Raw genomic sequence first — 22834 nt, 5'->3', positions numbered from 1 at the left:
CTTTTGATCTTGTTTCTAGAAATCAAAGTCAAAAGATCGCAGCCTGCGGCAGCTCCTACATGATTTTTTCTACATCACGAACAAATCCACAAACCGGTTCACCGCTGTCGCTTCAAGCTTCTGCTGATCCTTGCACAACGCAAAAATCTCCTCGCTGCGCTGTCCGGTGAATCGTGTCAGCAAGTTCGCCTTGAACTTGTCTTCCAGCAACGGAATGCCTTCGACCCGACGCCGACGATGGCCAATCGGGTACTCCACCACCACGTTCTCGGTGCTGGACCCATCCTTGAAAAATACCTGTACCGCATTGGCAATCGAGCGTTTATCCGCCTCCAGATATTCACGGGTGTAGCGCGGTTCTTCGACGATGACCATTTTGTCGCGCAGCACATCGATGATCGGATGCGCCTTGTGGAAATCGTCCTCGTAGTACTCGGCTATCAGGTTACCGAAGGCCAGCGGCACGGCCGTCATGTACTGGATGCAGTGATCGCGATCAGCGGCATTGGCCAGCGGGCCGACCTTGGAAATAATGCGGATTGCCGACTCATGGGTGGTGATGACGATTTTGTCGATCTCATGCAGGCGATTGCGCACCTGCGGATGCAACGTCACCGCCGCCTCACACGCCGTTTGCGCGTGGAACTCGGCCGGAAAACTGATCTTGAACAGCACGTTTTCCATCACATAACTGCCATACGGCCGCGAGAAGCTGAACTCACGTTTGTCTTCAGGCTTGAGTGCCAGATCGTTGTTGGTATGGCTGAACAATACGTCGTAGAACCCCCACTGTTTGGCACTCAATACGCCAGGAATACCCATCTCGCCGCGCATCGCAATATCGGCCAAACGCACGCCACGACTGGACGCATCGCCTGCCGCCCACGACTTGCGCGAGCCGGCATTCGGCGCATGCCGATAGGTGCGTAGCGCCTGACCGTCAGCAAACGCATGGGACAACGCCGACAACAACTGCTCGCGGTTAGCGCCCATCAGTTTGGCGGTGACCGCGGTCGAGGCGACTTTCACCAGGATGACGTGATCGAGGCCGACGCGGTTGAACGAGTTTTCCAGGGCGATCACGCCTTGAATCTCGTGGGCCATGATCATCGCTTCAAGAACTATACGAACAGTCAGCGGCGCTTCGCCATTGGCCAGACGCTTTTGTGAAAAATGGTCAGCCACCGCGAGAATACCGCCGAGGTTGTCCGACGGATGCCCCCACTCGGCGGCGAGCCACGTGTCGTTGTAGTCGAGCCAGCGCACGATGCAACCGATGTCCCACGCCGCCTTCACCGGATCGAGTCGGTAACTGGTACCCGGCACGCGCGCACCGAATGGCACGACGGTGCCTTCAACCACAGGTCCAAGATGCTTCGTGCATTCTGGAAAACGCAAGGCCAGCAGGCCGCAACCCAAGGTATCGATCAGGCAGTTGCGCGCGGTATCCAGCGCCTCTTTGGACTCGATCTTGTAGTTCAAAACGTAATCGGCAATGTCCTGCAGGACCTTGTCGTAGTCGGGGCGGTTGTTCAGGTCGACGTTGGCACTCATGTTCGATTCACTCTATGAAGTGGGTCGTTGATGGGACCTCGGTTCAGGGACCAATCTCGGTTGGTTACTGCTTTCTTCTTTTGCAATGAGATCAACTGTAGGAGCTGCCGAAGGCTGCGATCTTTTGACTTTGTTTTTTTTGAATCAAGATCAAAAGATCGCAGCCTGCGGCAGCTCCTACAGGGTTGTATTGGTTAGAACGAATCACCCGGCACTCGCACAAACCCTTCCATCAACACCCGCGCACTGCGGCTCATGATGGCTTTGTTCACGGTCCATTCACCGTTCACCAGGCTGGCCTCGGCGCCAACGCGCAAGGTGCCGGACGGATGGCCGAAGCGTACTGCGTTGCGTTCAGTGCCACCCGCCGCGAGGTTGACCAGCGTGCCGGTGATCGCTGCCGCCGTGCCGATTGCCACCGCCGCCGTGCCCATCATCGCGTGGTGCAGTTTGCCCATGGACAGCGCACGCACCAACAGGTCGACATCGCCTGCCGCAATGGCTTTGCCGCTGGACGAAACGTAGTCCGCCGGCTTGGCCACGAACGCCACTTTCGGCGTGTGTTGGCGCTTGGCCGCTTCGTCGATGTTGGTAATCAGGCCCATGCGCAATGCGCCGTAAGCGCGGATGGTTTCGAACATCAGCAAGGCTTTCGGGTCGCCGTTGATCGCGCCTTGCAGCTCGGTGCCCTTGTAGCCGATGTCTTCGGCATTGACGAAAATCGTCGGGATGCCGGCGTTGATCATGGTCGCCTTGAAGGTGCCGATGCCGGGTACTTCGAGGTCATCGACGAGGTTGCCGGTGGGGAACATCGAACCGCCGCCGCCCTCTTCGTCCGCCGCCGGATCGAGAAACTCGATCTGCACTTCAGCCGCCGGGAAAGTCACGCCATCAAGTTCGAAATCGCCGGTTTCCTGCACTTCACCGTTGGTGATCGGCACGTGGGCGATGATGGTCTTGCCGATGTTGGCCTGCCACACGCGAACCACCGCCACACCGTTGTGCGGAATGCGGCTGGCATCGACCAGACCATTGCTGACGGCGAACGAACCGACGGCCGCCGACAGGTTGCCGCAGTTGCCGCTCCAGTCCACGAAAGGCTTGTCGATGGATACCTGACCGAACAGGTAATCAACGTCGTGATCAGCCTTGAGGCTTTTCGACAGGATCACGGTTTTGCTGGTGCTGGAAGTCGCGCCGCCCATGCCGTCGATCTGCTTGTCGTACGGATCGGGGCTACCGATCACGCGCAGCAGCAAAGCGTCGCGGGCCGGGCCGGGAACCTGTGCCGCTTCAGGCAAATCTTTCAGGCTGAAAAACACGCCTTTGCTGGTGCCGCCGCGCATGTAGGTTGCGGGAATCTTGATCTGAGCTGCGTGAGCCATGTGCTCTTACTCCTAACCTTGAAAACAGACACGGGACTTAAAGTCCCGTGTTTGCACAGCAGTATTAAACGGCAACCGCCGACTCTTCGAGGAAGTCCTGGGCGAAGCGTTGCAGCACGCCGCCGGCCTCGTAGATCGACACTTCTTCGGCTGTGTCGAGGCGGCAGGTCACCGGCACATCGACGCGCTCGCCGTTCTTGCGATGGATCACCAGCGTCAGCTCGGCACGCGGGGTGCGCTCACCGATGACGTCGTAGGTTTCGCTGCCATCAATCGCCAGGGTGTGACGGTTGGTGCCCGGTTTGAACTCCAGCGGCAACACGCCCATGCCCACCAGGTTGGTCCGGTGAATGCGTTCGAAACCTTCGGCGGCAATCGCTTCCACACCGGCCAGACGCACGCCTTTCGCTGCCCAGTCGCGGGACGAACCCTGACCGTAGTCGGCACCGGCGATGATGATCAGCGGCTGCTTGCGATCAATGTAGGTTTCGATGGCTTCCCACATGCGCATGACCTGGCCTTCCGGCTCTACGCGAGCCAGCGAACCCTGCTTGACCTTGCCGTTTTCCTGAACCATTTCGTTGAACAGTTTCGGGTTGGCGAAAGTTGCGCGCTGCGCAGTCAGGTGGTCACCACGGTGAGTTGCGTAAGAGTTAAAGTCCTCTTCCGGCAAGCCCATCTTCGCCAGGTATTCGCCAGCGGCGCTGTCGAGCATGATCGCGTTGGATGGCGACAAGTGATCGGTGGTGATGTTGTCCGGCAGCACCGCCAGCGGGCGCATGCCCTTCAGTGGACGCGCGCCGGCCAGTGCGCCTTCCCAGTACGGCGGACGGCGGATGTAGGTGCTCATCTCACGCCAGTCGTACAGCGGCGTGACTTTCGGGCCGGTGTCTTCGTGGATGGCGAACATCGGGATGTAGACCTGACGGAACTGCTCAGGCTTCACCGAGGCCTTCACCACGGCGTCGATTTCTTCGTCGCTCGGCCAGATGTCTTTCAGACGAATTTCCTTGCCATCGACCACGCCCAGCACATCTTTTTCGATGTCGAAACGGATGGTCCCGGCAATGGCGTAAGCGACCACCAGTGGCGGCGATGCGAGGAACGCTTGCTTGGCGTACGGGTGAATCCGGCCATCGAAGTTACGGTTGCCGGAGAGCACCGCAGTGGCGTACAGGTCGCGATCGATGATCTCTTGCTGGATCACCGGGTCCAGTGCGCCGGACATGCCGTTGCAAGTGGTGCAGGCGAAGGCGACGACGCCGAAGCCGAGCTTGTCCAGTTCATCGGTCAAACCAGCTTCATCGAGGTACAGCGCGACGGTTTTCGAACCCGGCGCCAGGGACGACTTGACCCATGGCTTGCGGGTCAGGCCGAGCTTGTTGGCGTTGCGCGCCAGCAGGCCGGCGGCGATCACGTTGCGCGGGTTGCTGGTGTTGGTGCAGCTGGTGATGGCGGCAATGATCACCGCGCCGTCCGGCATTTGACCCGGCACATCGTCCCACTGACCGGCGATCCCTTTGGCGGCCAGATCCGACACCGCGACACGGGCGTGCGGGTTGCTCGGGCCGGCCATGTTGCGCACCACCGAGGACAAGTCGAACGTCAGACCGCGCTCGTATTGCGCGTCTTTCAGGCTGTCAGCCCACAGGCCGACCTGCTTGGCGTAATTCTCGACCAACTGTACCTGCTCGTCTTCACGACCGGTCAGTTTGAGATAGTCGATTGTCTGCTGGTCGATGTAGAACATCGCCGCGGTGGCGCCGTATTCCGGGGCCATGTTGGAGATGGTTGCGCGGTCGCCGAGGGTCAGCTTTGATGCGCCTTCGCCGAAGAATTCCAGCCATGCGCCAACCACTTTTTGCTTGCGCAGGAACTCGGTCAACGCCAGCACCATGTCGGTGGCGGTGATGCCCGGTTGCAGCTTGCCAGTCAGTTCGACGCCGACGCTTTCCGGCAGACGCATCCACGATGCGCGACCGAGCATCACGCTCTCGGCTTCAAGACCACCGACACCGATAGCAATCACGCCCAGCGCATCGACGTGCGGGGTGTGGCTGTCGGTGCCGACGCAGGTGTCAGGGAACGCGACGCCGTCACGCACCTGGATCACCGGAGACATTTTCTCCAGGTTGATCTGGTGCATGATGCCGTTGCCCGGCGGGATCACGTCGACGTTCTTGAACGCCTTCTTGGTCCAGTTGATGAAGTGGAAACGGTCTTCGTTGCGACGGTCTTCGATGGCGCGGTTCTTCTCGAACGCTTCTGGATCGAAGCCACCGCGCTCGACGGCCAGGGAGTGGTCGACGATCAATTGCGTCGGCACCACCGGGTTGACTTGCGCCGGGTCGCCGCCTTGCAGGGCGATGGCGTCACGCAGACCGGCGAGGTCCACCAGTGCGGTCTGGCCGAGGATGTCGTGGCAGACCACGCGGGCCGGGAACCAAGGGAAATCGAGGTCGCGTTTGCGCTCGATGAATTGCTTCAGGGATTCGGTGAGCGTGGCCGGGTCGCAGCGACGCACAAGGTTTTCCGCCAGTACGCGAGAGGTGTACGGCAGGGTGTCGTAGGCGCCAGGCTGAATGGCTTCGACTGCCGCGCGGACGTCGAAGTAATCCAGTTGGCTGCCGGGCAGCGATTTGCGGAATTCAGTGTTCATCGGTCAGGACTCGGGTCACGGTAGTTTCAAAAGGTGGGCCTGGCACAGTTCCTGAGCTGACTTCGATCGCCTGTAGGAGCTGCCGTAGGCTGCGATCTTTTGATCTTCAAAAAGCAATATCAAAAGATCGCAGCCTGCGGCAGCTCCTACAGGGTCACCGGTTCATTCAGTGACCTGTGCAGGCATTCCCACCATTCAGCGTTGTTCGATTGGCACGAACTTGCGCTGTTCAACGCCGGTGTATTCGGCACTTGGACGGATGATGCGGTTGTTGGCGCGTTGTTCGTACACGTGGGCAGCCCAGCCGGTCAGGCGCGAGCAGACGAAAATCGGTGTGAACAACTTGGTCGGAATGCCCATGAAGTGGTACGCCGAGGCATGGTAGAAGTCGGCGTTCGGGAACAGTTTCTTTTGCTCCCACATGGTCTTGTCGATGGCTTCGGAAACCGGGAACAACACCTTGTCGCCCACTTCGTCGGCGAGTTTTTTCGACCAGCCCTTGATCACCTCGTTGCGCGGATCGTTGTCCTTATAGATCGCGTGACCGAAGCCCATGATCTTGTCCTTGCGTTCCAGCATGCCGAGGGTGCCTTTGATCGCGTCTTCCGGCGACGAGAAGCGCTCGATCATTTCCATCGCCGCTTCGTTGGCGCCGCCGTGCAGCGGACCGCGCAGCGAACCGATGGCTGCGGTGATGCACGAATACAGGTCGGACAGGGTCGACGCGCAAACACGTGCAGTGAAGGTCGACGCGTTGAACTCGTGCTCTGCGTAGAGGATCAGCGAAACGTTCATCACCTTGACGTGCAACTCGCTCGGCTTCTTGCCGTGCAGCAGGTGCAGGAAGTGGCCGCCGATGGACTGCTCGTCGCTCACGCAATCGATGCGCTTGCCTTCGTGGCTGAAGCGATACCAGTAGGTCATGATCGCCGGGAATGCAGCCAGCAGGCGGTCAGTCTTGTCGTGTTGCTCGGAGAAGTTGGTTTCCGGTTCCAGGTTGCCCAGGAACGAGCAGCCAGTACGCATCACGTCCATCGGGTGGGCGTCGGCGGGGATGCGTTCCAGCACTTCTTTCAGCGCTTGCGGCAGGTCGCGCAGCTTGCTCAGCTTGGTGATGTAGGCGTTCAGTTGCGCCTTGCTCGGCAGTTCGCCGTACAGCAACAGGTAAGCGACTTCTTCGAACTGCGCATCTGCCGCCAGTTCACGAACGTCATAACCACGATAGGTCAGACCGGCACCCGACTGGCCCACGGTGGACAGTGCGGTTTGCCCGGCTACCTGGCCACGGAGCCCGGCGCCACTGAGTACTTTTGCTTCGGCCATTTCTGCCTCCAATTTTCTTGAATTTATTAGGGAGTTATTCGACTTACTTCTTCGACGCAAACAACGCATCGAGCTTCTGCTCGAAGGTGTGGTAGTCGATGCGATCGTAAAGCTCCATGCGAGTTTGCATGGTGTCGATGACGTTCTGTTGCGTGCCGTCGCGGCGGATCGCGGTGTAGACATTTTCCGCAGCCTTGTTCATGGCTCGGAAGGCCGACAGCGGGTACAGCACCAGCGACACGTCGGCCGCAGCCAGTTGCTCGGTGGTGTACAGCGGAGTCGCGCCGAATTCGGTGATGTTGGCCAGGATCGGTGCTTTCACGCGGTTGGCGAACAGCTTGTACATGTCCAGTTCGGTGATGGCTTCCGGGAACACCATGTCGGCGCCGGCCTCGATGCACGCGGCGGCGCGATCCAGGGCAGATTCCAGACCTTCCACCGCCAGGGCGTCGGTGCGGGCCATGATCACGAAGCTGTCGTCAGTACGCGCATCAACGGCTGCCTTGATGCGGTCGACCATTTCCTGCTGCGAAACGATTTCTTTATTAGGACGGTGGCCGCAACGCTTGGCGCCGACCTGGTCTTCGATGTGAATCGCCGCCGCGCCGAACTTGATCATCGACTTGACGGTGCGCGCCACGTTGAACGCCGAGGAACCGAAACCGGTGTCGACATCCACCAGCAACGGCAGGTCGCAGACGTCGGTGATGCGGCGCACGTCGGTCAGCACGTCATCCAGGCCGGTGATGCCCAGGTCCGGCACGCCGAGGGAGCCGGCAGCCACCCCGCCACCCGACAGGTAGATCGCCTTGAAGCCGGCGCGTTTGGCCAGCAGCGCGTGGTTGGCGTTGATCGCGCCGACCACTTGCAATGGATGCTCGCTGGCGACCGCATCGCGGAAACGCTGGCCTGGAGTGCTCTTGTTCAAACTCATGACTCACCTCGTTTGGCTGTCGGGTTGGCGCCGTCCTGGTAATGACGGGCGATGTTGCGTTTGGAGGCGCCGATGTGACGGCGCATCAACAACTCGGCCAGTTCACCGTCACGGTCGGCGATGGCATCGAGAATTCTGTGGTGTTCGGCAAAGGCCTGATGCGGGCGATTGGGCGTGGTGGAAAACTGGATGCGGTACATGCGCACCAATTGATAGAGCTCGCCGCAGAGCATTTGCGTCAGGGTGCGGTTGCCGCTGCCCTGGATGATTCGGTAGTGAAAGTCGAAATCGCCTTCCTGCTGGTAATAGCCGCGACCGGCCTGGAAGGCCTCATCGCGCTCGTGGGTCTCCAGCACCCGACGCAACTCGTCGATTTCTTCGACGCTCATGCGCTCGGCGGCCAGACGACAGGCCATGCCTTCGAGGGATTCGCGAATCTCATAGAGCTCCAGCAGCTCGGCGTGATTGAGCGAAACCACCCGCGCCCCGACGTGCGGCACGCGCACCAGCAGGCGCTGACCTTCCAGGCGATGGATAGCCTCGCGCAGCGGCCCACGGCTGATGCCATAGGTGCGCGCCAGTTCCGGTTCGGAGATTTTGCTGCCCGGAGCGATCTCGCCTTTGACGATGGCCGCTTGAATACGGCGGAAGACGTTCTCGGAAAGCGTCTCCGTATCGTCTTGCGTAGAAACCGGGGGATCGAGTTGATCCAGCATATTGTCGACACCTTGAAAGCCAATGCCGCAAAAACTAGCGAATACGCCCGCCTTAGTCAAAGGATAAATGGATATTGTTGACAATCGGCTAATAACCGACCGCACCATAACGAAGCAACCCGTCTGTTTATCGCCACCCGCCAGCGCTGGCGCCACAAACCCACCGTGCTAGAATGCCGCCCGCATTTGTTTGTCACATCTGCACTGTCTGTCATAAATAGCTGATAGGCATACGAGGAGCTTGCGCAGCGATGCCAGGGTCTTGAATCAAAGTACGGACCGCTGCGCACCAGGATTTATGAGACTCAAGCCCTTCCCCGCATTCCTTTATTTTCTTTTCTTGCCTGGCGCAGCGATGGCGGGGGAAAAGACTGTGTATGGCCTCAACGAGTACGCGTCGCTGGGCGGCATCGACCTGGAGGTGGCCGCCAAACTCGATACCGGGGCGAAAACCGCTTCCCTGAGTGCGCGCGACATCAAGCGTTTCAAACGCAATGGCGAATCCTGGGTGCGTTTCTATCTGGCCATCGACGCCGCCCATTCACACCCGATCGAACGCCCGCTGGCCCGTGTCAGCAAGATCAAGCGCCGGGCCGGCGACTACGATCCGGAAGAAGGCAAGAAGTACACCGCCCGTCCGGTGATCGAGCTGGATATCTGCATGGGCTCGGCTTTACGCAGCATCGAAGTGAACCTTACTGACCGAAGTGCCTTCCAATACCCGCTCTTGATTGGCTCCGAAGCGCTCAAACGCTTCGATGCGCTGGTCGACCCCAGTCTTAAATACGCTGCCGGCAAACCCGCCTGCGCTACCGACGCTCATACCGCAGAGTAATTCCAATGCGCTCTCTTACCCTTCATCTGAAAATGCTGATCGCCATCCTGGTGGTGCTGGGCATTTCAGTTACGGCCTATCAGATCTTCGTGCTGGGCATTCCAGTGACCGAGGACGCCACCGACGACTTGTGGAACATCGACGCCAAGGTCGAGTTCGTCGCCAGTGCCAAGGACCCGGTCAAGATCCAGATGTTCGTGCCGCCGCTGAGCCGCGACTACGTGAGCCTCAACGAGAGCTTCATCTCCAATAACTACGGCGTGGCTGTGAACCGGGTCGACGGTAACCGCAAGGTCACCTGGTCGGCACGTCGGGCCAAGGGCAACCAGACGCTTTATTACCGCCTGGTGCTGACCAAGCGCTACACAGCTGAAAAAGCCAAGATCAAAGGCCCGACCTTCCGCGACAGCATTGCCGTGGAAGGCCCGGAGAAACTCGCTGCCGAAGCGTTGCTCGCGCCGATCCGCCAGCATTCGGCCGACGTCGAGACCTTCATCAGCGAAGCGATCAAGCGGGTCAACAACAGCAACGACGACAATGCCAAGATGCTCCTGGCCGGTGACCCGACGCCGGCGCACAAGGCGAAGATCGTCGAGCTGCTACTGTCCATCGCCCACGTGCCGGTGGAAAAGGTCCACACCATCCGCCTGGTGGCCGACCAACCGCAGACCCCGGAACTCTGGCTGCGCAGCTTCAACGGCACCGACTGGCTGTACTTCAACCCGGAAACCGGTGAACAAGGCCTGCCGACCGACCGCCTGCTGTGGTGGACCGGCGACGAAAACCTGATCACCGTCGATGGCGGCAAGAAAGCTACTGTCACTTTCAGCATGAACAACAGCGAAATGAACGCCATTCGCCTGGCCAAGCTGACCGACGAAAACACCGACGCCAATTTCCTCGAATACTCGCTGTACGGCTTGCCGCTGCAAACACAGCAAACCTTCATGATCATGGTGATGATCCCGATCGGCGTGCTGGTGATCCTGATCCTGCGCAACCTGATCGGATTGCAGACCCTCGGCACCTTTACCCCGGTGCTGATCGCCCTGGCCTTCCGCGAAACCCAGCTCGGCTTCGGCATCGTCCTGTTCACGATCATCACGGCGCTGGGGCTGTCGCTGCGTTCCTATCTTGAACACCTGAAACTGCAAATGCTGCCGAGACTGTCGGTGGTGCTGACGTTCGTGGTGGTGCTGATCGCGGCGATCAGCCTGTTCAGCCACAAGCTCGGTCTGGAGCGCGGTTTGTCAGTGGCACTGTTCCCGATGGTGATCCTGACCATGACCATCGAACGCCTGTCGATCACCTGGGAAGAACGCGGTGCGAGCCACGCCATGAAAGTGGCGATCGGCACGCTGTTCGCCGCGTCCCTGGCGCACCTGATCATGAGCGTGCCGGAACTGGTGTACTTCGTGTTCACCTTCCCGGCGATCCTGCTGATTCTGGTGGGCTTCATGCTGGCGATGGGTCGTTATCGCGGATACCGCCTGACTGAACTGGTGCGTTTCAAGGCCTTCCTGAAAAAGGCTGACGCTTGATGTTCGGCTTCTGGAAGACCTGGAAGGCCCTGGAAGCCCGGGGCATCATGGGCATCAATCGGCGTAACGCAGACTACGTGCTCAAGTACAACAAGCGCAGCCTGTACCCGATTGTCGATGACAAGATCATCACCAAGGAACGCGCGATCGCCGCCGGCATTCATGTGCCGGAGTTGTATGGCGTGATTTCCACGGAGAAGGAAATCGACAAGCTCGGCGAGATCATCGACGGGCGCAACGATTTCGTGATCAAACCGGCACAGGGCGCCGGCGGTGACGGCATCATTGTCGTCGCCGACCGCTTCGAAGGTCGCTACCGCACGGTGTCCGGCAAGATCATCCCCCATGAAGAAATCGAGCACCATATTTCCAGCATTCTCACCGGCCTGTACTCCCTCGGCGGGCACCGCGACCGGGCGCTGATCGAATACCGGGTGATACCGGACCAAATCTTCAAGAGCATCAGCTATGAAGGCGTGCCGGACATCCGCATCATCGTGCTGATGGGCTATCCGGTGATGGCCATGCTGCGCCTGCCGACCCGGCAGTCCGGTGGCAAGGCGAATCTGCACCAGGGCGCCATCGGTGTCGGCGTCGACCTCGCCACCGGCCTGACGCTGCGCGGCACCTGGTTGAACAACATCATCACCAAGCACCCGGACACCACCAATGCGGTGGACGGCGTGCAACTGCCCTACTGGGACGGTTTCATGAAACTCGCCGCCGGTTGCTATGAGCTGTGCGGGCTGGGTTACATCGGTGTTGATATGGTGCTGGACCAGGAAAAAGGCCCGCTGATTCTGGAACTCAACGCCCGTCCCGGCTTGAATATTCAGATTGCCAACGACTGCGGCCTGACGCTGCGTACCCATGCCGTCGAGGCGCGACTGGAAGATTTGAAGGCTCGCGGCGTGACTGAAACCGTCGAAGAACGCGTGGCGTTTGTGCAGGAAATGTTTGGGCATATTCCGCCGGTTGAAGGTTGATCCCCCACATCCCCTCTAGGAGCAATTCCCCGAGGGGACTACAATCGCCACCCCGCCTCGATGGCTGATCTACCCCGCCCATGCTGACCTGTTCCGTACATCCGCTGCCCTATCGCGCCAACCCCGCCGAGTACTTCGCGGCCATTCGTCATGCCCCCGGCGCCGTGCTGCTCGACAGTGGTCGCCCCAGCGCCGAGCGTGGCCGGTTTGACTTGCTCAGCGCCTGGCCGCTGGAACAACTGACGGTATCGCCCGACGAAAGTGGCGGCGATTTCCTGCAACGCCTGCGCGACAGGCTGACAGATCTAGGTGAAGCAACGGTCGCCCATGACCTGCCGTTCGCCGGCGGTTTGATCGGTTATCTGAGCTATGACTTCGGTCGGCACCTGGAGAACCTGCCAACCCAGGCGCTGGACGACCTGCAATTGCCGGATGCACGTTTCGGCTTGTACGCCTGGGCGCTGATCAGCGATCACCAACAGGCCACCAGCCAACTGGTGTTTCACCCGGCACTGGTCGACAGCGAACGTCAGCGCCTGATTCAGCTGTTCAGTCAGCCTGTTGCTGAAACGGCCGCGACGTTCAAATTGCAAGCGCCGATGAACGCCGACCTGAGCGCTGAGCAATATCGCCAGGCCATCGAACGCATCCAGCAATACATCCAGGCCGGTGACTGCTATCAGGTCAACTTCGCTCAACGCTTCCGTGCGCCGTGCCAAGGTGATCCTTGGACCGCGTACTGCGCACTGCGGTTGGCGTGCCCGACACCGTTTTCCGGTTTCCAGAGCCTGCCCGATGGCGGCGCCGTTTTGAGCCTGTCGCCGGAGCGCTTCGTCAAAGTCAGCGAGCGCCATGTGGAAACCCGCCCGATCAAAGGCACGCGCCCACGCGGTCTGTCGCCTGCCGAAGACGCAGCAAACGCCGCCGAACTGCTGGCCAGCCCCAAGGATCGCGCGGAAAACCTGATGATCGTCGACTTGCTGCGCAACGACCTCGGCCGCACTTGCCGCACCGGTTCGGTATCGGTGCCGGAATTGTTCAGCCTGGAAAGTTACCCGAACGTGCATCACCTGGTGAGCAGCGTGACCGGCGAACTGGCGGATGATCGCGATGCGCTGGACCTGATTGCCGGCAGCTTCCCTGGCGGCTCGATCACCGGCGCGCCGAAGATTCGGGCGATGCAGATCATCGACGAACTGGAACCGACGCGACGCGGGTTGTACTGCGGCTCGTTGCTGTATCTGGACGTGCGCGGCGAGATGGACAGTTCCATCGCCATTCGCAGTTTGCTGGTCAAGGATGGGCAGGTGTGTTGCTGGGGCGGTGGCGGGATCGTTGCCGATTCCGAGTGGCAGGCTGAATATCAGGAATCGATCACCAAAGTGAAGGTGTTGCTCGATACCCTGCAAAACCTCTGACACCCTACCCCTGTAGGAGCTGTCGAGTGAAACGAGGCTGCGATCCTTTGATCTTGCTCTTAACCACAAGATCAAAAGATCGCAGCCTTCGGCAGCTCCTACGGTAAGCGGGTTTACAGGCTTAAAGTGCGGTTAGACGCTTTGATGAACTCCTGCTTCAACTCCTCAAACGTATGCACCGCCGGGAACTGCGGGAACTCGGCAATCACGTTATCCGGCGCATGGAACAGAATCCCGGCATCCGCCTCGCCCAGCATCGTGGTGTCGTTGTAGGAATCGCCCGCCGCGATCACCCGGTAATAGAGACTCTTGAACGCCAGGACCGACTGACGCTTCGGATCTTTCTGACGTAGTTGATAGCTGGTCACCCGCCCGGTGTCGTCGGTAATCAGACGATGGCAGAGCAAGGTCGGGAAGCCCAACTGACGCATCAGCGGCTGGGAAAACTCGTAGAACGTGTCCGACAGAATCACCACCTGGAAGCGCTCGCGCAGCCAGTTGACGAACTCGACCGCGCCGTCCAGCGGCTTGAGGGTGGCGATCACTTCCTGGATGTCGGCGAGTTTCAGGCCGTGTTCATCGAGAATCCGCAGGCGCTGCTTCATCAGCACGTCGTAGTCGGGAATGTCCCGGGTGGTGGCCCTGAGGGATTCGATCCCGGTTTTTTCGGCAAAGGCGATCCAGATTTCCGGGACCAGCACACCTTCAAGATCCAGACAGGCAATTTCCACAAGACACTCCCATTTGTATTGTTTATTGAGTCGAGCGAGGCCGAACTCTAGCGACTCCTCCCCCACCACGCAACGCAGAGGACGCCCCGAGCGGCGCAGCTTTTTGTTACCATCGGCCCCATATAGAGCGCCCAGCGCCACCGACCTGTAGGAAGCCGCCCTGATGAGCCCAACGTTCGACGTCGTGGAACTCGCCACGACCTATGCCAACAAATCCGCCCAGGACATCCTGAAGCTCGCGTTTGCCGAGTTCGGCGATGAGCTGTGGATATCTTTCAGCGGCGCCGAGGACGTGGTGCTGGTGGACATGGCCTGGAAGCTGAACAAGAACGTCAAGGTGTTCAGCCTCGACACCGGCCGCTTGCATCCCGAGACCTACCGCTTCATCGATCAGGTGCGCGAGCACTACAAGATCGACATCGAACTGGTGTCGCCGGACTACACCAAGCTCGAACCGTTCGTGAAGGAAAAAGGCCTGTTCAGTTTCTACAAGGACGGCCATGGCGAATGCTGTGGCATCCGCAAGATCGAACCGCTGCGCCGCAAGCTGTCCGGCGTGAAAGCCTGGGCCACCGGCCAGCGCCGCGACCAGAGCCCCGGCACCCGCAGCGCCGTCGCGGTGATGGAAATCGACACCGCGTTCTCCACCCCGGAACGCACCCTGTACAAATTCAACCCGCTGGCGCAAATGACCAGCGAAGAGATCTGGGGTTACATCCGCATGCTGGAGCTGCCGTACAACAGCCTGCATGAGCGCGGGTTCATCAGCATCGGCTGCGAGCCGTGCACCCGCCCGGTACTGCCGAACCAGCATGAGCGCGAAGGCCGCTGGTGGTGGGAAGAAGCCACCCAGAAAGAATGCGGGTTGCATGCGGGGAATATCATCAGCAAATCCAAAGCGTAACCCCCCTGTAGGAGCGAGCCTGCTCGCGATGACGGACTGACATTCAACATGTGTGTCGGCTGAACTACCGCCATCGCGAGCAGGCTCACTCCTACAGGGTGCGTGTGCGGCTCAAAAAACGTGTACACACGAATGTCACCATCGGTGGCATTTATGTGTGCACTTTTTTGTTTCTACGCCCCAAAAAGTTACACTCCTTCGCCTCCCCAACCCCTCAAAACCTCTCCCTAAAAATAAATACCTGTTCAACCGGTCAATTTATATTTTCTATTTTTCAGTCACTTGGCGAAGATCCATAACAAAACGAAATGAGCAGCGCTTTTCATAGATCCCTCCACTGGCATGGAACTCGCTTAAGTGCATACATGTTTTGTATACAATCAAATCAAAACATACACACACTTTAGATCCGCAAGCCTGAAGCGCCCTATCCCGTACAGGCTGCAGATGCCCCGTAACCAATGATATTCGCTACACCGCGACGAAGATTTGTCGAGCCAAGCGCTCATGCACAGTCATCGCGGTGTCGAGCATCAGGAGCCTGCCGGAATGCGTACAAGTCTCTCAAACAACAATATCGCGCTGGATCTACCCTCCTCCCACGCCACCCAAACCGCTTTCGATCCAACACTTGAATCTGTCGTGCTCAGCCCTCGCCTGCACAATAAAGACCTCGCGCCAACCAAGGCCGAAGGCCGACGCTGGGGTCGCTACAGCATCTTCGCGTTGTGGACCAACGATGTGCACAACATCGCCAACTACTCGTTCGCCATCGGGCTGTATGCCTTGGGCCTTGGCGGCTGGCAGATTCTCCTGTCTCTGGGGATCGGCGCCGCGCTGGTGTACTTCTTCATGAACCTGTCCGGCTACATGGGCCAAAAGACCGGCGTGCCGTTTCCGGTCATCAGCCGGATCAGTTTCGGCATTCATGGCGCGCAGATTCCTGCGCTGATCCGTGCCGTGATCGCCATCGCCTGGTTCGGCATTCAGACTTACCTGGCATCAGTGGTCTTCCGCGTGTTGTTGACCGCCGTCCACCCCGGATTCGCCGACTACGACCACGACTCGATTCTCGGTTTGTCGACCTTGGGATGGGTGTGTTTCGTGGCGATCTGGTTCGTGCAATTGGCGATCCTCGCCTACGGCATGGAGATGGTGCGGCGTTACGAAGCCTTCGCCGGGCCGGTGATTTTGCTGACCGTCGCCGCCCTCGCCGCCTGGATGTACTTTCAGGCCAACGCAACCATCGCCTGGTCGATCCGTGAACCACTGACCGGTGGCGAGATGTGGCGCAACATCTTTGCCGGTGGCGCGCTGTGGCTGGCGATCTACGGCACGCTGATCCTCAACTTCTGCGACTTCGCCCGTTCTTCGCCGTGCCGCAAGACCATCAAGGTCGGAAACTTCTGGGGCCTGCCGGTAAACATTCTGGTGTTCGCCGCCATCACCGTCCTGCTGTGTGGCGCGCAATTTCAGATCAATGGCCGGATCATCGAAAGCCCGACTGAAATCATCGCCTCGATTCCCAACACGTTCTTCCTGGTCCTCGGTTGCCTGGCGTTCCTGATCGTCACCGTGGCGGTGAACATCATGGCCAACTTCGTCGCGCCAGCCTTCGTGCTCAGCAACCTCGCGCCGAAGTACCTGACCTTCCGCCGCGCCGGGTTGATCAGCGCGACCATCGCCGTGCTGATCCTGCCGTGGAACCTCTACAACAGCCCGTTGGTGATCGTGTACTTCCTGTCAGGTCTCGGCGCGCTGCTCGGTCCGTTATATGGCGTGATCATGGTCGACTACTGGCTTGTACGAAAAGGTCAGGTCAACGTGCCGCAGTTGTACAGCGAAGACCCGAACGGCGCTTATTACTACAGCCGCGGAGTCAATTTGCGCGCCGTGGCGGCGTTCATTCCTGCAGCCCTGATCGCCATCGTCCTGGCGCTGGTACCGGGTTTCCACTTGGTGTCGCCGTTCTCCTGGCTGATTGGCGCCGCGATTGCCGGCTTGCTCTACCTGATCATCGCCAAACGCCAACCGCACTACGCCGACGTCAGCGGCGAAGCCATCGCGGTCGACAACGTCAGCCATTAACTCCATCGCGGCCCGGCAGCGTCGGGCCGCAGAACCACCCGTTATAAGGACTTCCCATGCGAATTCTCGTGGTCAACGTCAACACCACCGAATCCATCACCCAGGCCATCGCCCGCTCGGCCCAGGCCGTGGCCGCACCGGGCACGGAAATCGTCGGCCTGACGCCCTTCTTCGGTGCCGACTCCATCGAAGGTAATTTCGAAAGCTACCTGGCCGCTATCGCGGTCATGGATCGGGTGATGTCCTACGACCAACCCTTCGATGCCGTGATCCAGGCCGGCTATGGCGAACACGGTCGCGAAGGCCTACAGGAATTGCTCAACGTACCCGTGGTGGACATCACCGACGCTGCGGCGAGCACCGCGATGTTCCTCGGTCACGCCTATTCGGTCGTCACCACGCTCGACCGCACCGTGCCGCTGATCGAGGATCGCCTGAAACTCTCCGGGCTCTGGGACCGCTGCGCTTCGGTGCGAGCCAGCGGTCTGGCGGTGCTGGAACTGGAACACGAGCCGCAACGCGCATTGGAGGCCATCGTGCACCAGGCCGAGTTGGCGGTGACCCAGGACAAAGCCGAAGTGATCTGCCTGGGCTGCGGCGGCATGGCCGGGCTGGATGAGCAGATTCGCCAACGTACCGGCGTGCCGGTGATTGATGGTGTGACGGCGGCGGTCACCATTGCCGAGTCGTTGGTGCGGTTGGGATTGTCGACGTCGAAAGTGCGGACTTATGCGACTCCGCGGCCAAAGAACATCATTGGCTGGCCGCAGAAGTTTATGCGATAGACCGCGTTATCGTTCATCGCGGGCAAGCCCGGCTCCCACAGCTTTTGTGGGAGCCAGCCTGCTGGCGATGGCCACACCTCGGTCTACAGCCATGCTCAAATCGCACTGAACCGCTGCCCCAACCCCCGCTCCGCAAACTGCTCAATAATGAAATCAACAAACGCCCGGGTCTTGCCCGGCAGCAGTTTGTGCTCCGCGTAGTAGATCGAAATACTGCCGTCATCGATGTACCAGTCCGGCAGCACTCGCTGCAACGTGCCCGCCTCCAGATAATTTACCGCGAACGGCATGCTCACCAGCGCAATGCCCAGGCCCTGGGCTGCCGCGGCGCATGCCGCATCCGAATCGCTCATGGTCATTCGCGCCTTGATCATCAACGGGCGGCAGTGTTGGGGGCTACGGCCGATCAACTGCCAGGAACGCACGCGTCCGGTTTGCGGCGACCGGATCAAGATGCCGTCGTGATGTTGAAGGTCCTCCGGCTCCGTGATCATTTCGTGTCGCGCAAGATAATCTGCAGAAGCCAGCAACACCCGATGCGCCGGTGCCAGCTTGCGTGCAACTACGCCTTGGGGCAGCTCAAAGCCACCACCAATCGCCGCATCGAAACCCTGGCCGATCAGGTCGACCTGACGATTGTCGAAATGCCAGTCCGGATTGATCGCCGGAAAGCGCCGTAGAAACTCGCCAAGCAGCGGCACGACATATAACCGCCCGAACACCGTGCCCATGCTGACTTTCAAAGTCCCCGCCGGCCGCCCTTCGGCGTTGGCCAGATGGGCCACGGCGTTCTGGATGGTCGTCAGGCTGGCACTGACCTGACTCAAGAACAGCTGACCGGCCTCGGTCAGCGTCAGGCTGCGGGTGCTGCGTTGAAACAGCCGGACACCCAGTCGCGCTTCGAGTTTGGCCACGCTCTTGCCCACCGCCGCCGGCGTCAGACTCAAGCGCCGCGCGGCCTCGGCGAAGCTGCCGACTTCGGCACTGCGTACAAAGCATTCGATACTGCTGAAGGTTTCCATGGCGTATCACTATAAACTTCTGGTTTACACAGACTATAGCAATTACCGTCTACACAGCCTGCAATCCTGAATCGATACTAGGCTCCATCAACCGGGACATCTCGCCTCGGGACTTGGAGATCGATATGACTACTCAGAACCTCAGCGGCAAAGTGGCATTGATTCAAGGCGGTTCCCGGGGCATCGGCGCAGCCATTGTCAAACGCTTGGCCGCTGAAGGCGCAACCGTTGCCTTCACCTACGTCAGCTCCACGGCAAAGGCTGAAGAACTGCAAAACACCATCATCGCCAATGGCGGCAAAGCCCTGGCCATCAAGGCTGACAGTGCCGACGCCGAAGCCATTCGCAACGCAGTTACGGCGACGGTAGAGACCTTTGGTCGACTGGATATCCTGGTCAACAACGCTGGCGTGCTGGCCGTTGCGCCGCTGGAAGATTTCAAACTCGAAGATTTGGACCAGACCCTGGCCATCAACGTGCGCAGCGTGTTCATCGCCACCCAGGCCGCGGCCAAACACATGACCGAAGGCGGCCGGATCATCAACATCGGCAGCACCAACGCCGATCGCATGCCCTTCGCCGGTGGCGGTCCGTATGCCATGAGCAAATCGGCGCTGGTCGGCCTGACCAAGGGCCTGGCCCGTGACCTCGGCCCTAAAGGCATCACCATCAACAACGTGCAACCGGGCCCGGTCGATACCGACATGAACCCTGCCGACGGCGACTTCGCCGACAGCCTGATCCCGCTGATGGCTGTAGGGCGTTATGGCAAAGCCGAAGAGATCGCCAGTTTTGTCGCCTACCTCGTCAGTCCCGAGGCCGGCTATATCACGGGTGCGAGCCTGACCATCGACGGTGGTTTTGGCGCCTGATGAGTTAAACGCAATCCAAATGTGGGAGCAGGCTCGCTCCCACATTTTTTATCGTCAAACCCACTCAAGCGCCGGCAAGCCAAACGCACTCGGCTTGAAGGCTTTCAGCGTACGAAGAATGCCATCGGCGTGTGCGTATTTTTCATCGGCCATGGCCGCATCCGGAATCGCAATCGCCGTCATCCCCGCCGCTTTCGCCGCCGTGACACCGAACGGCGAATCCTCGAACACCAGGCAATCCTGCGGTGCGACACCCAAACGCCGCGCTGCGGTGAGGAAGATGTCCGGCGCCGGTTTGGCCGCGCCAACTTCCGGGTCATCGGCGGTGACGATGAAGTCGAACATGGCGAACCAATCGCGGTGCAGCGTGGTTTTCTGGCCGAACGACTGACTCGACGAACTGGTGCCCACCGCAATGGGAATGTTGTGAGCCTTCAGATGCCGGACCAGTTGCTGTGCGCCAGGCATCGCCTGCGCTGTAGGAAAACGCTCGCGCATCAACGGCTCGCGGATCAGCAGAAACTCTTCGGCTGTAATCGGCAATTCCAGCGCCTCGACCACATAACGTGCGAGGTCACCAGCACCGCGACCGATGATGTGTTGCTTGAGGCTCCAGTCGAAGGTCCGCCCGTAACGCCCGGCAATGATCGACGTCACCTCGGTGTAAATGCCCTCGGTATCCAGCAGCAAGCCGTCCATATCGAAAATCACGGCCTTGATCGGGCCGAACTCATCCAGCGCTGCATTCATCGCATCTGATCCGTTTTCAATGACATCCCAGGCGGCTCAGGTGCGGCCGGCTCCGTGATTGATTAAAGGGTTCAGCAGCATAGCGGGCGGCGACAACATGGAGCAACGGGCAAAACCCGAGCCGGGCAGAAGCGATATCGATGATTTAGCGATTCGCCCTACACCAAATACCGTTTTTCCCGACTTCTTTCTCGATTGATCCATCGCAGAGTTTCGCGCTCCCTCTTCACTCGAGTGAAAGACCGCGAATGTTCGATCCTGACAAGCTGCTGGCCCTGAACAACACCATCGGCTTGCTGGTGGTGGCTGCGATGAACCCGCAGCAGCCGGACATCGAAGCGCTGCTCGGTGATTTCCGTCTCTGTCTCAACGATTACGAAGCCTGGGCTGAAAGCTTCTGGGCGGGCGGGACGCTGGATGTCGAGCAGGTGTTCAAGGTCGGCCATGAAGTCCGCCTCAGCGCATCGAAGAAATCCACCGCTCCCGTCAGTTCAACGGTTGCCATGTGCCCAGCCAACGGCCCGCTGACACTGGTGCACATGTTTGAAGCCGCGCGCTTCGTGCCCATCGGTAATACGCCGGTGATGCTCGAACTATTGCTCAACGAAGGCCCGGGCGAACCGCAGTATGGCAAGCCGATTCATAAAACCATCGGCCCCAGCGGCATCCTTGAAGTCGCCGACTGCTGGCGCGGCGATCGCTATCGCATCACCTTTTTTCCCAACGTCACCCGCGATCACGTCAAGACGCTTTACGACTCCTATAAAGGTGTCCTCGGCGAGCTTGAGGGCTGGTTGCGCAATGAATGGAGCACCGAGTTTCAACCGTTGTGGGCCGGGTTTTCCGAGGCGGACTTCATTGCACGCTACGGCATGCTGCAACGCGCTGACTGGCGCGGCTTCGAAAGCTCGCTGCACGGCTTGTGGGATGACGTTAAGCAGCTCTACGACCTGATCTCCGACCTCCAGGCCAATAGCGAAAAGCTCCTGGTGTACTTGAGCGAAGCGGAAATTGAGGCGCTGCTGAAGGCCTCGTCCGAAACCATCGCCAATGTGTTGCTGGTGCTAAGCGACGAACCATTGATGTTCATTCATCTGGCGGCTTTCACCAGTTGGCTGCGGATGCTGCCGCCGCAATACATCGCTGAAGTCGTGGCGCAAGTTCGTACAGAGCTGTTGATCAGTTTCCTGCTGGTGCGCTTGACCGGTCCTATAGGCTTGAGGCTCGGCATCAGCGTCAAGGTGCTCAACAAGATCAAGTCCGAGCGTGCTCGGCGTTGGTTGGCTGCGGCGGGTTTACGGCTGTCGGAGCTGACGAGCCGCTCTGATCTGACCACTCATGCGAGCGCACTCAAACCGCTGATGGTCAATGCCCGGAACGCGCAGCTGAGGCCTGCGCCAGCGGTGCCTCTGCAGATCAGTGCGGCGGGAGCTGCGGATGTATTGGTGGACAATCCGGTCGCCATTGCTCGCAATAAATCCGCAGCCAAGACACGGTTGGGCCGGCAGGAACATCGAGATGATGTTCCTGTTCAAGCGAAAAACCCCAACGGCGACAGCGCCGATTCAGCGGATCGCACCGCCACCCATGGCTGTCCGGTGTCGCTGGTCAGCGGCGAAGAACTGCTGACCCTGACTGACGGTGTGCTTGATGGGCTGCTGCCATTCGAGTTCACCCGTTTGTATCGCACCAGCGCCGTGGAACTCGACGGCGGTCTCGGCTTTGGCTGGAGCCATTCGCTGGCCCAGCGCCTGGAGATCGACGGCGAGACGGTCACCTGGGTCGATGCGGAAAACCGGCGCACGCCGTTTCCGCTGCCGAGCCTGACGCGTCCGGCGATCCACAACAGCCTGTCGCGGGCGGCGATTTACCTCGGTGAAGAGCCGGAAGAACTGATTGTCGCCTTGGCTGGCGAGTCGGTGCGCTTTTTCCATTTTCTGGGTGGGCGCTTGAGCGCGATCAGCGATGCCTACGGCAATCGTCTGACGGTGCAGCGCGATTTTTCCGGGTGCATCCAGCGCCTGGACAACGGCGCCGGGCGTTGCCTGTGGTTGCGTTACGAGCGCGGTCATTTAGTCGCCGTCGACTACCAGCGCTTTTACCTCGGCGACGATCAGCCGCCGGCCTGGCGCACCGAACAGACGCTGGTGACTTATCGCTACGACGCCCGTTGGCGGTTGATCGAAGCGACGAATGCCGCCGGTGAAAGCGAACGCTACGACTACGACGAGCAGCAGGTGATCCTGCAACGGCAGCTGGCCGGTGGCGCGAGTTTTTACTGGGAGTGGGAAAAGTCCGGCAAGGCTGCCCGATGTATCCGTCATTGGGCGT

General features: G+C 59.8%; 18 protein-coding genes. 9 read left to right on the top strand and 9 right to left on the bottom strand.

Annotated elements, in window-relative coordinates; translation table 11 throughout:
- Window positions 1–69: 69 nt before the first annotated feature.
- The 6 genes from prpD to ACW9JC_RS18640 all read right to left on the bottom strand — a co-directional run bounded on the left by prpD (window position 70) and on the right by ACW9JC_RS18640 (window position 8571).
- Window positions 70–1554 (bottom strand): 2-methylcitrate dehydratase, encoded by a 1485-nt coding sequence (gene prpD / locus ACW9JC_RS18665; RefSeq protein ID WP_457456690.1) that lies wholly within the window; start codon window positions 1552–1554, stop codon window positions 70–72.
- A gap of 194 nt (window positions 1555–1748) precedes the next feature.
- Window positions 1749–2939, bottom strand: coding sequence for a 2-methylaconitate cis-trans isomerase PrpF (gene prpF / locus ACW9JC_RS18660; RefSeq protein WP_457456688.1), 1191 nt, complete (start codon window positions 2937–2939; stop codon window positions 1749–1751).
- 64 nt (window positions 2940–3003) lie between these two features.
- Entirely contained in the window at window positions 3004–5598 is a 2595-nt protein-coding gene (acnD, locus tag ACW9JC_RS18655) for a Fe/S-dependent 2-methylisocitrate dehydratase AcnD (protein ID WP_457456686.1), read from the bottom strand.
- Between the two features lie 195 nt (window positions 5599–5793).
- Complete coding sequence (gene prpC, locus ACW9JC_RS18650) at window positions 5794–6921, bottom strand: bifunctional 2-methylcitrate synthase/citrate synthase (protein WP_457456685.1); 1128 nt, start codon at window positions 6919–6921, stop codon at window positions 5794–5796.
- 43 nt (window positions 6922–6964) lie between these two features.
- Window positions 6965–7855 (bottom strand): methylisocitrate lyase, encoded by an 891-nt coding sequence (gene prpB, locus ACW9JC_RS18645; protein WP_457456683.1) that lies wholly within the window; start codon window positions 7853–7855, stop codon window positions 6965–6967.
- Window positions 7852–8571 carry a GntR family transcriptional regulator gene (locus tag ACW9JC_RS18640; RefSeq protein ID WP_338585534.1) on the bottom strand — a complete coding sequence of 240 codons (720 nt, stop codon included), beginning with the start codon at window positions 8569–8571 and terminating at the stop codon, window positions 7852–7854. The genes prpB and ACW9JC_RS18640 overlap by 4 nt, the downstream gene beginning before the upstream one ends.
- A 298-nt stretch (window positions 8572–8869) precedes the next feature.
- Between ACW9JC_RS18640 and rloA the strand changes: the two genes are divergently transcribed.
- The 4 genes from rloA to pabB all read left to right on the top strand — a co-directional run bounded on the left by rloA (window position 8870) and on the right by pabB (window position 13351).
- Window positions 8870–9406, top strand: a complete 537-nt coding sequence (gene rloA, locus ACW9JC_RS18635; protein ID WP_338585533.1) for a retropepsin-like aspartic peptidase RloA — start codon at window positions 8870–8872, stop codon at window positions 9404–9406.
- Window positions 9407–9411: 5 nt separating this feature from the next.
- Entirely contained in the window at window positions 9412–10947 is a 1536-nt protein-coding gene (gene rloB / locus ACW9JC_RS18630; protein WP_046816175.1) for an osmotic stress tolerance membrane protein RloB, read from the top strand.
- The gene (locus tag ACW9JC_RS18625) at window positions 10947–11933 is read left to right on the top strand and encodes an alpha-L-glutamate ligase-like protein (protein WP_457456680.1); all 987 of its coding nucleotides are present in this window, start codon (window positions 10947–10949) and stop codon (window positions 11931–11933) included. The genes rloB and ACW9JC_RS18625 overlap by 1 nt, the downstream gene beginning before the upstream one ends.
- A gap of 80 nt (window positions 11934–12013) precedes the next feature.
- Entirely contained in the window at window positions 12014–13351 is a 1338-nt protein-coding gene (gene pabB / locus ACW9JC_RS18620) for an aminodeoxychorismate synthase component I (RefSeq protein ID WP_457456678.1), read from the top strand.
- Between the two features lie 113 nt (window positions 13352–13464).
- On the opposite strand, the gene thrH is transcribed toward pabB, so the two are convergent.
- Window positions 13465–14082, bottom strand: coding sequence for a bifunctional phosphoserine phosphatase/homoserine phosphotransferase ThrH (gene thrH, locus ACW9JC_RS18615; protein WP_338585529.1), 618 nt, complete (start codon window positions 14080–14082; stop codon window positions 13465–13467).
- A gap of 163 nt (window positions 14083–14245) precedes the next feature.
- Here thrH and ACW9JC_RS18610 point away from each other — a divergent pair, with 163 nt between their 5' ends.
- The 3 genes from ACW9JC_RS18610 to ACW9JC_RS18600 all read left to right on the top strand — a co-directional run bounded on the left by ACW9JC_RS18610 (window position 14246) and on the right by ACW9JC_RS18600 (window position 17859).
- On the top strand, window positions 14246–14986 hold the full coding sequence (locus ACW9JC_RS18610) for a phosphoadenylyl-sulfate reductase (RefSeq protein WP_457456675.1): 741 nt from the start codon (window positions 14246–14248) through the stop codon (window positions 14984–14986).
- A gap of 549 nt (window positions 14987–15535) precedes the next feature.
- Entirely contained in the window at window positions 15536–17074 is a 1539-nt protein-coding gene (locus ACW9JC_RS18605; protein WP_338585528.1) for an NCS1 family nucleobase:cation symporter-1, read from the top strand.
- Between the two features lie 56 nt (window positions 17075–17130).
- Entirely contained in the window at window positions 17131–17859 is a 729-nt protein-coding gene (locus tag ACW9JC_RS18600; RefSeq protein ID WP_416128828.1) for an aspartate/glutamate racemase family protein, read from the top strand.
- Between the two features lie 95 nt (window positions 17860–17954).
- On the opposite strand, the gene ACW9JC_RS18595 is transcribed toward ACW9JC_RS18600, so the two are convergent.
- The gene (locus ACW9JC_RS18595; RefSeq protein WP_457456672.1) at window positions 17955–18881 is read right to left on the bottom strand and encodes a LysR family transcriptional regulator; all 927 of its coding nucleotides are present in this window, start codon (window positions 18879–18881) and stop codon (window positions 17955–17957) included.
- A 125-nt stretch (window positions 18882–19006) separates the two neighbouring features.
- Here ACW9JC_RS18595 and ACW9JC_RS18590 point away from each other — a divergent pair, with 125 nt between their 5' ends.
- Window positions 19007–19753, top strand: a complete 747-nt coding sequence (locus ACW9JC_RS18590; RefSeq protein ID WP_457456670.1) for a 3-oxoacyl-ACP reductase family protein — start codon at window positions 19007–19009, stop codon at window positions 19751–19753.
- A gap of 54 nt (window positions 19754–19807) precedes the next feature.
- On the opposite strand, the gene ACW9JC_RS18585 is transcribed toward ACW9JC_RS18590, so the two are convergent.
- Window positions 19808–20503 (bottom strand): HAD-IA family hydrolase, encoded by a 696-nt coding sequence (locus ACW9JC_RS18585; RefSeq protein ID WP_457456668.1) that lies wholly within the window; start codon window positions 20501–20503, stop codon window positions 19808–19810.
- A gap of 248 nt (window positions 20504–20751) precedes the next feature.
- On the opposite strand from ACW9JC_RS18585, the gene ACW9JC_RS18580 reads away from it, so the two are divergent.
- A partial coding sequence (locus ACW9JC_RS18580; RefSeq protein WP_457456666.1) for a DUF6531 domain-containing protein occupies window positions 20752–22834 on the top strand: 2083 nt, incomplete at its 3' end.

Source organism: Pseudomonas sp. SDO5591_S426 (assembly GCF_054070755.1).
The sequence above is the reverse complement of the archived record's forward strand: the minus strand, read 5'-3'. Positions and strand labels throughout refer to the sequence as shown.

Coding starts and splice junctions, on each gene's coding strand:
- prpD (WP_457456690.1), bottom strand. CDS start 1,554: ATGAGTGCCAACGTCGACCTGAACAACCGCCCCGACTACGACAAGGTC.
- prpF (WP_457456688.1), bottom strand. CDS start 2,939: ATGGCTCACGCAGCTCAGATCAAGATTCCCGCAACCTACATGCGCGGC.
- acnD (WP_457456686.1), bottom strand. CDS start 5,598: ATGAACACTGAATTCCGCAAATCGCTGCCCGGCAGCCAACTGGATTAC.
- prpC (WP_457456685.1), bottom strand. CDS start 6,921: ATGGCCGAAGCAAAAGTACTCAGTGGCGCCGGGCTCCGTGGCCAGGTA.
- prpB (WP_457456683.1), bottom strand. CDS start 7,855: ATGAGTTTGAACAAGAGCACTCCAGGCCAGCGTTTCCGCGATGCGGTC.
- ACW9JC_RS18640 (WP_338585534.1), bottom strand. CDS start 8,571: ATGCTGGATCAACTCGATCCCCCGGTTTCTACGCAAGACGATACGGAG.
- rloA (WP_338585533.1), top strand. CDS start 8,870: ATGAGACTCAAGCCCTTCCCCGCATTCCTTTATTTTCTTTTCTTGCCT.
- rloB (WP_046816175.1), top strand. CDS start 9,412: ATGCGCTCTCTTACCCTTCATCTGAAAATGCTGATCGCCATCCTGGTG.
- ACW9JC_RS18625 (WP_457456680.1), top strand. CDS start 10,947: ATGTTCGGCTTCTGGAAGACCTGGAAGGCCCTGGAAGCCCGGGGCATC.
- pabB (WP_457456678.1), top strand. CDS start 12,014: ATGCTGACCTGTTCCGTACATCCGCTGCCCTATCGCGCCAACCCCGCC.
- ACW9JC_RS18610 (WP_457456675.1), top strand. CDS start 14,246: ATGAGCCCAACGTTCGACGTCGTGGAACTCGCCACGACCTATGCCAAC.
- ACW9JC_RS18605 (WP_338585528.1), top strand. CDS start 15,536: ATGCGTACAAGTCTCTCAAACAACAATATCGCGCTGGATCTACCCTCC.
- ACW9JC_RS18600 (WP_416128828.1), top strand. CDS start 17,131: ATGCGAATTCTCGTGGTCAACGTCAACACCACCGAATCCATCACCCAG.
- ACW9JC_RS18595 (WP_457456672.1), bottom strand. CDS start 18,881: ATGGAAACCTTCAGCAGTATCGAATGCTTTGTACGCAGTGCCGAAGTC.
- ACW9JC_RS18590 (WP_457456670.1), top strand. CDS start 19,007: ATGACTACTCAGAACCTCAGCGGCAAAGTGGCATTGATTCAAGGCGGT.
- ACW9JC_RS18585 (WP_457456668.1), bottom strand. CDS start 20,503: ATGAATGCAGCGCTGGATGAGTTCGGCCCGATCAAGGCCGTGATTTTC.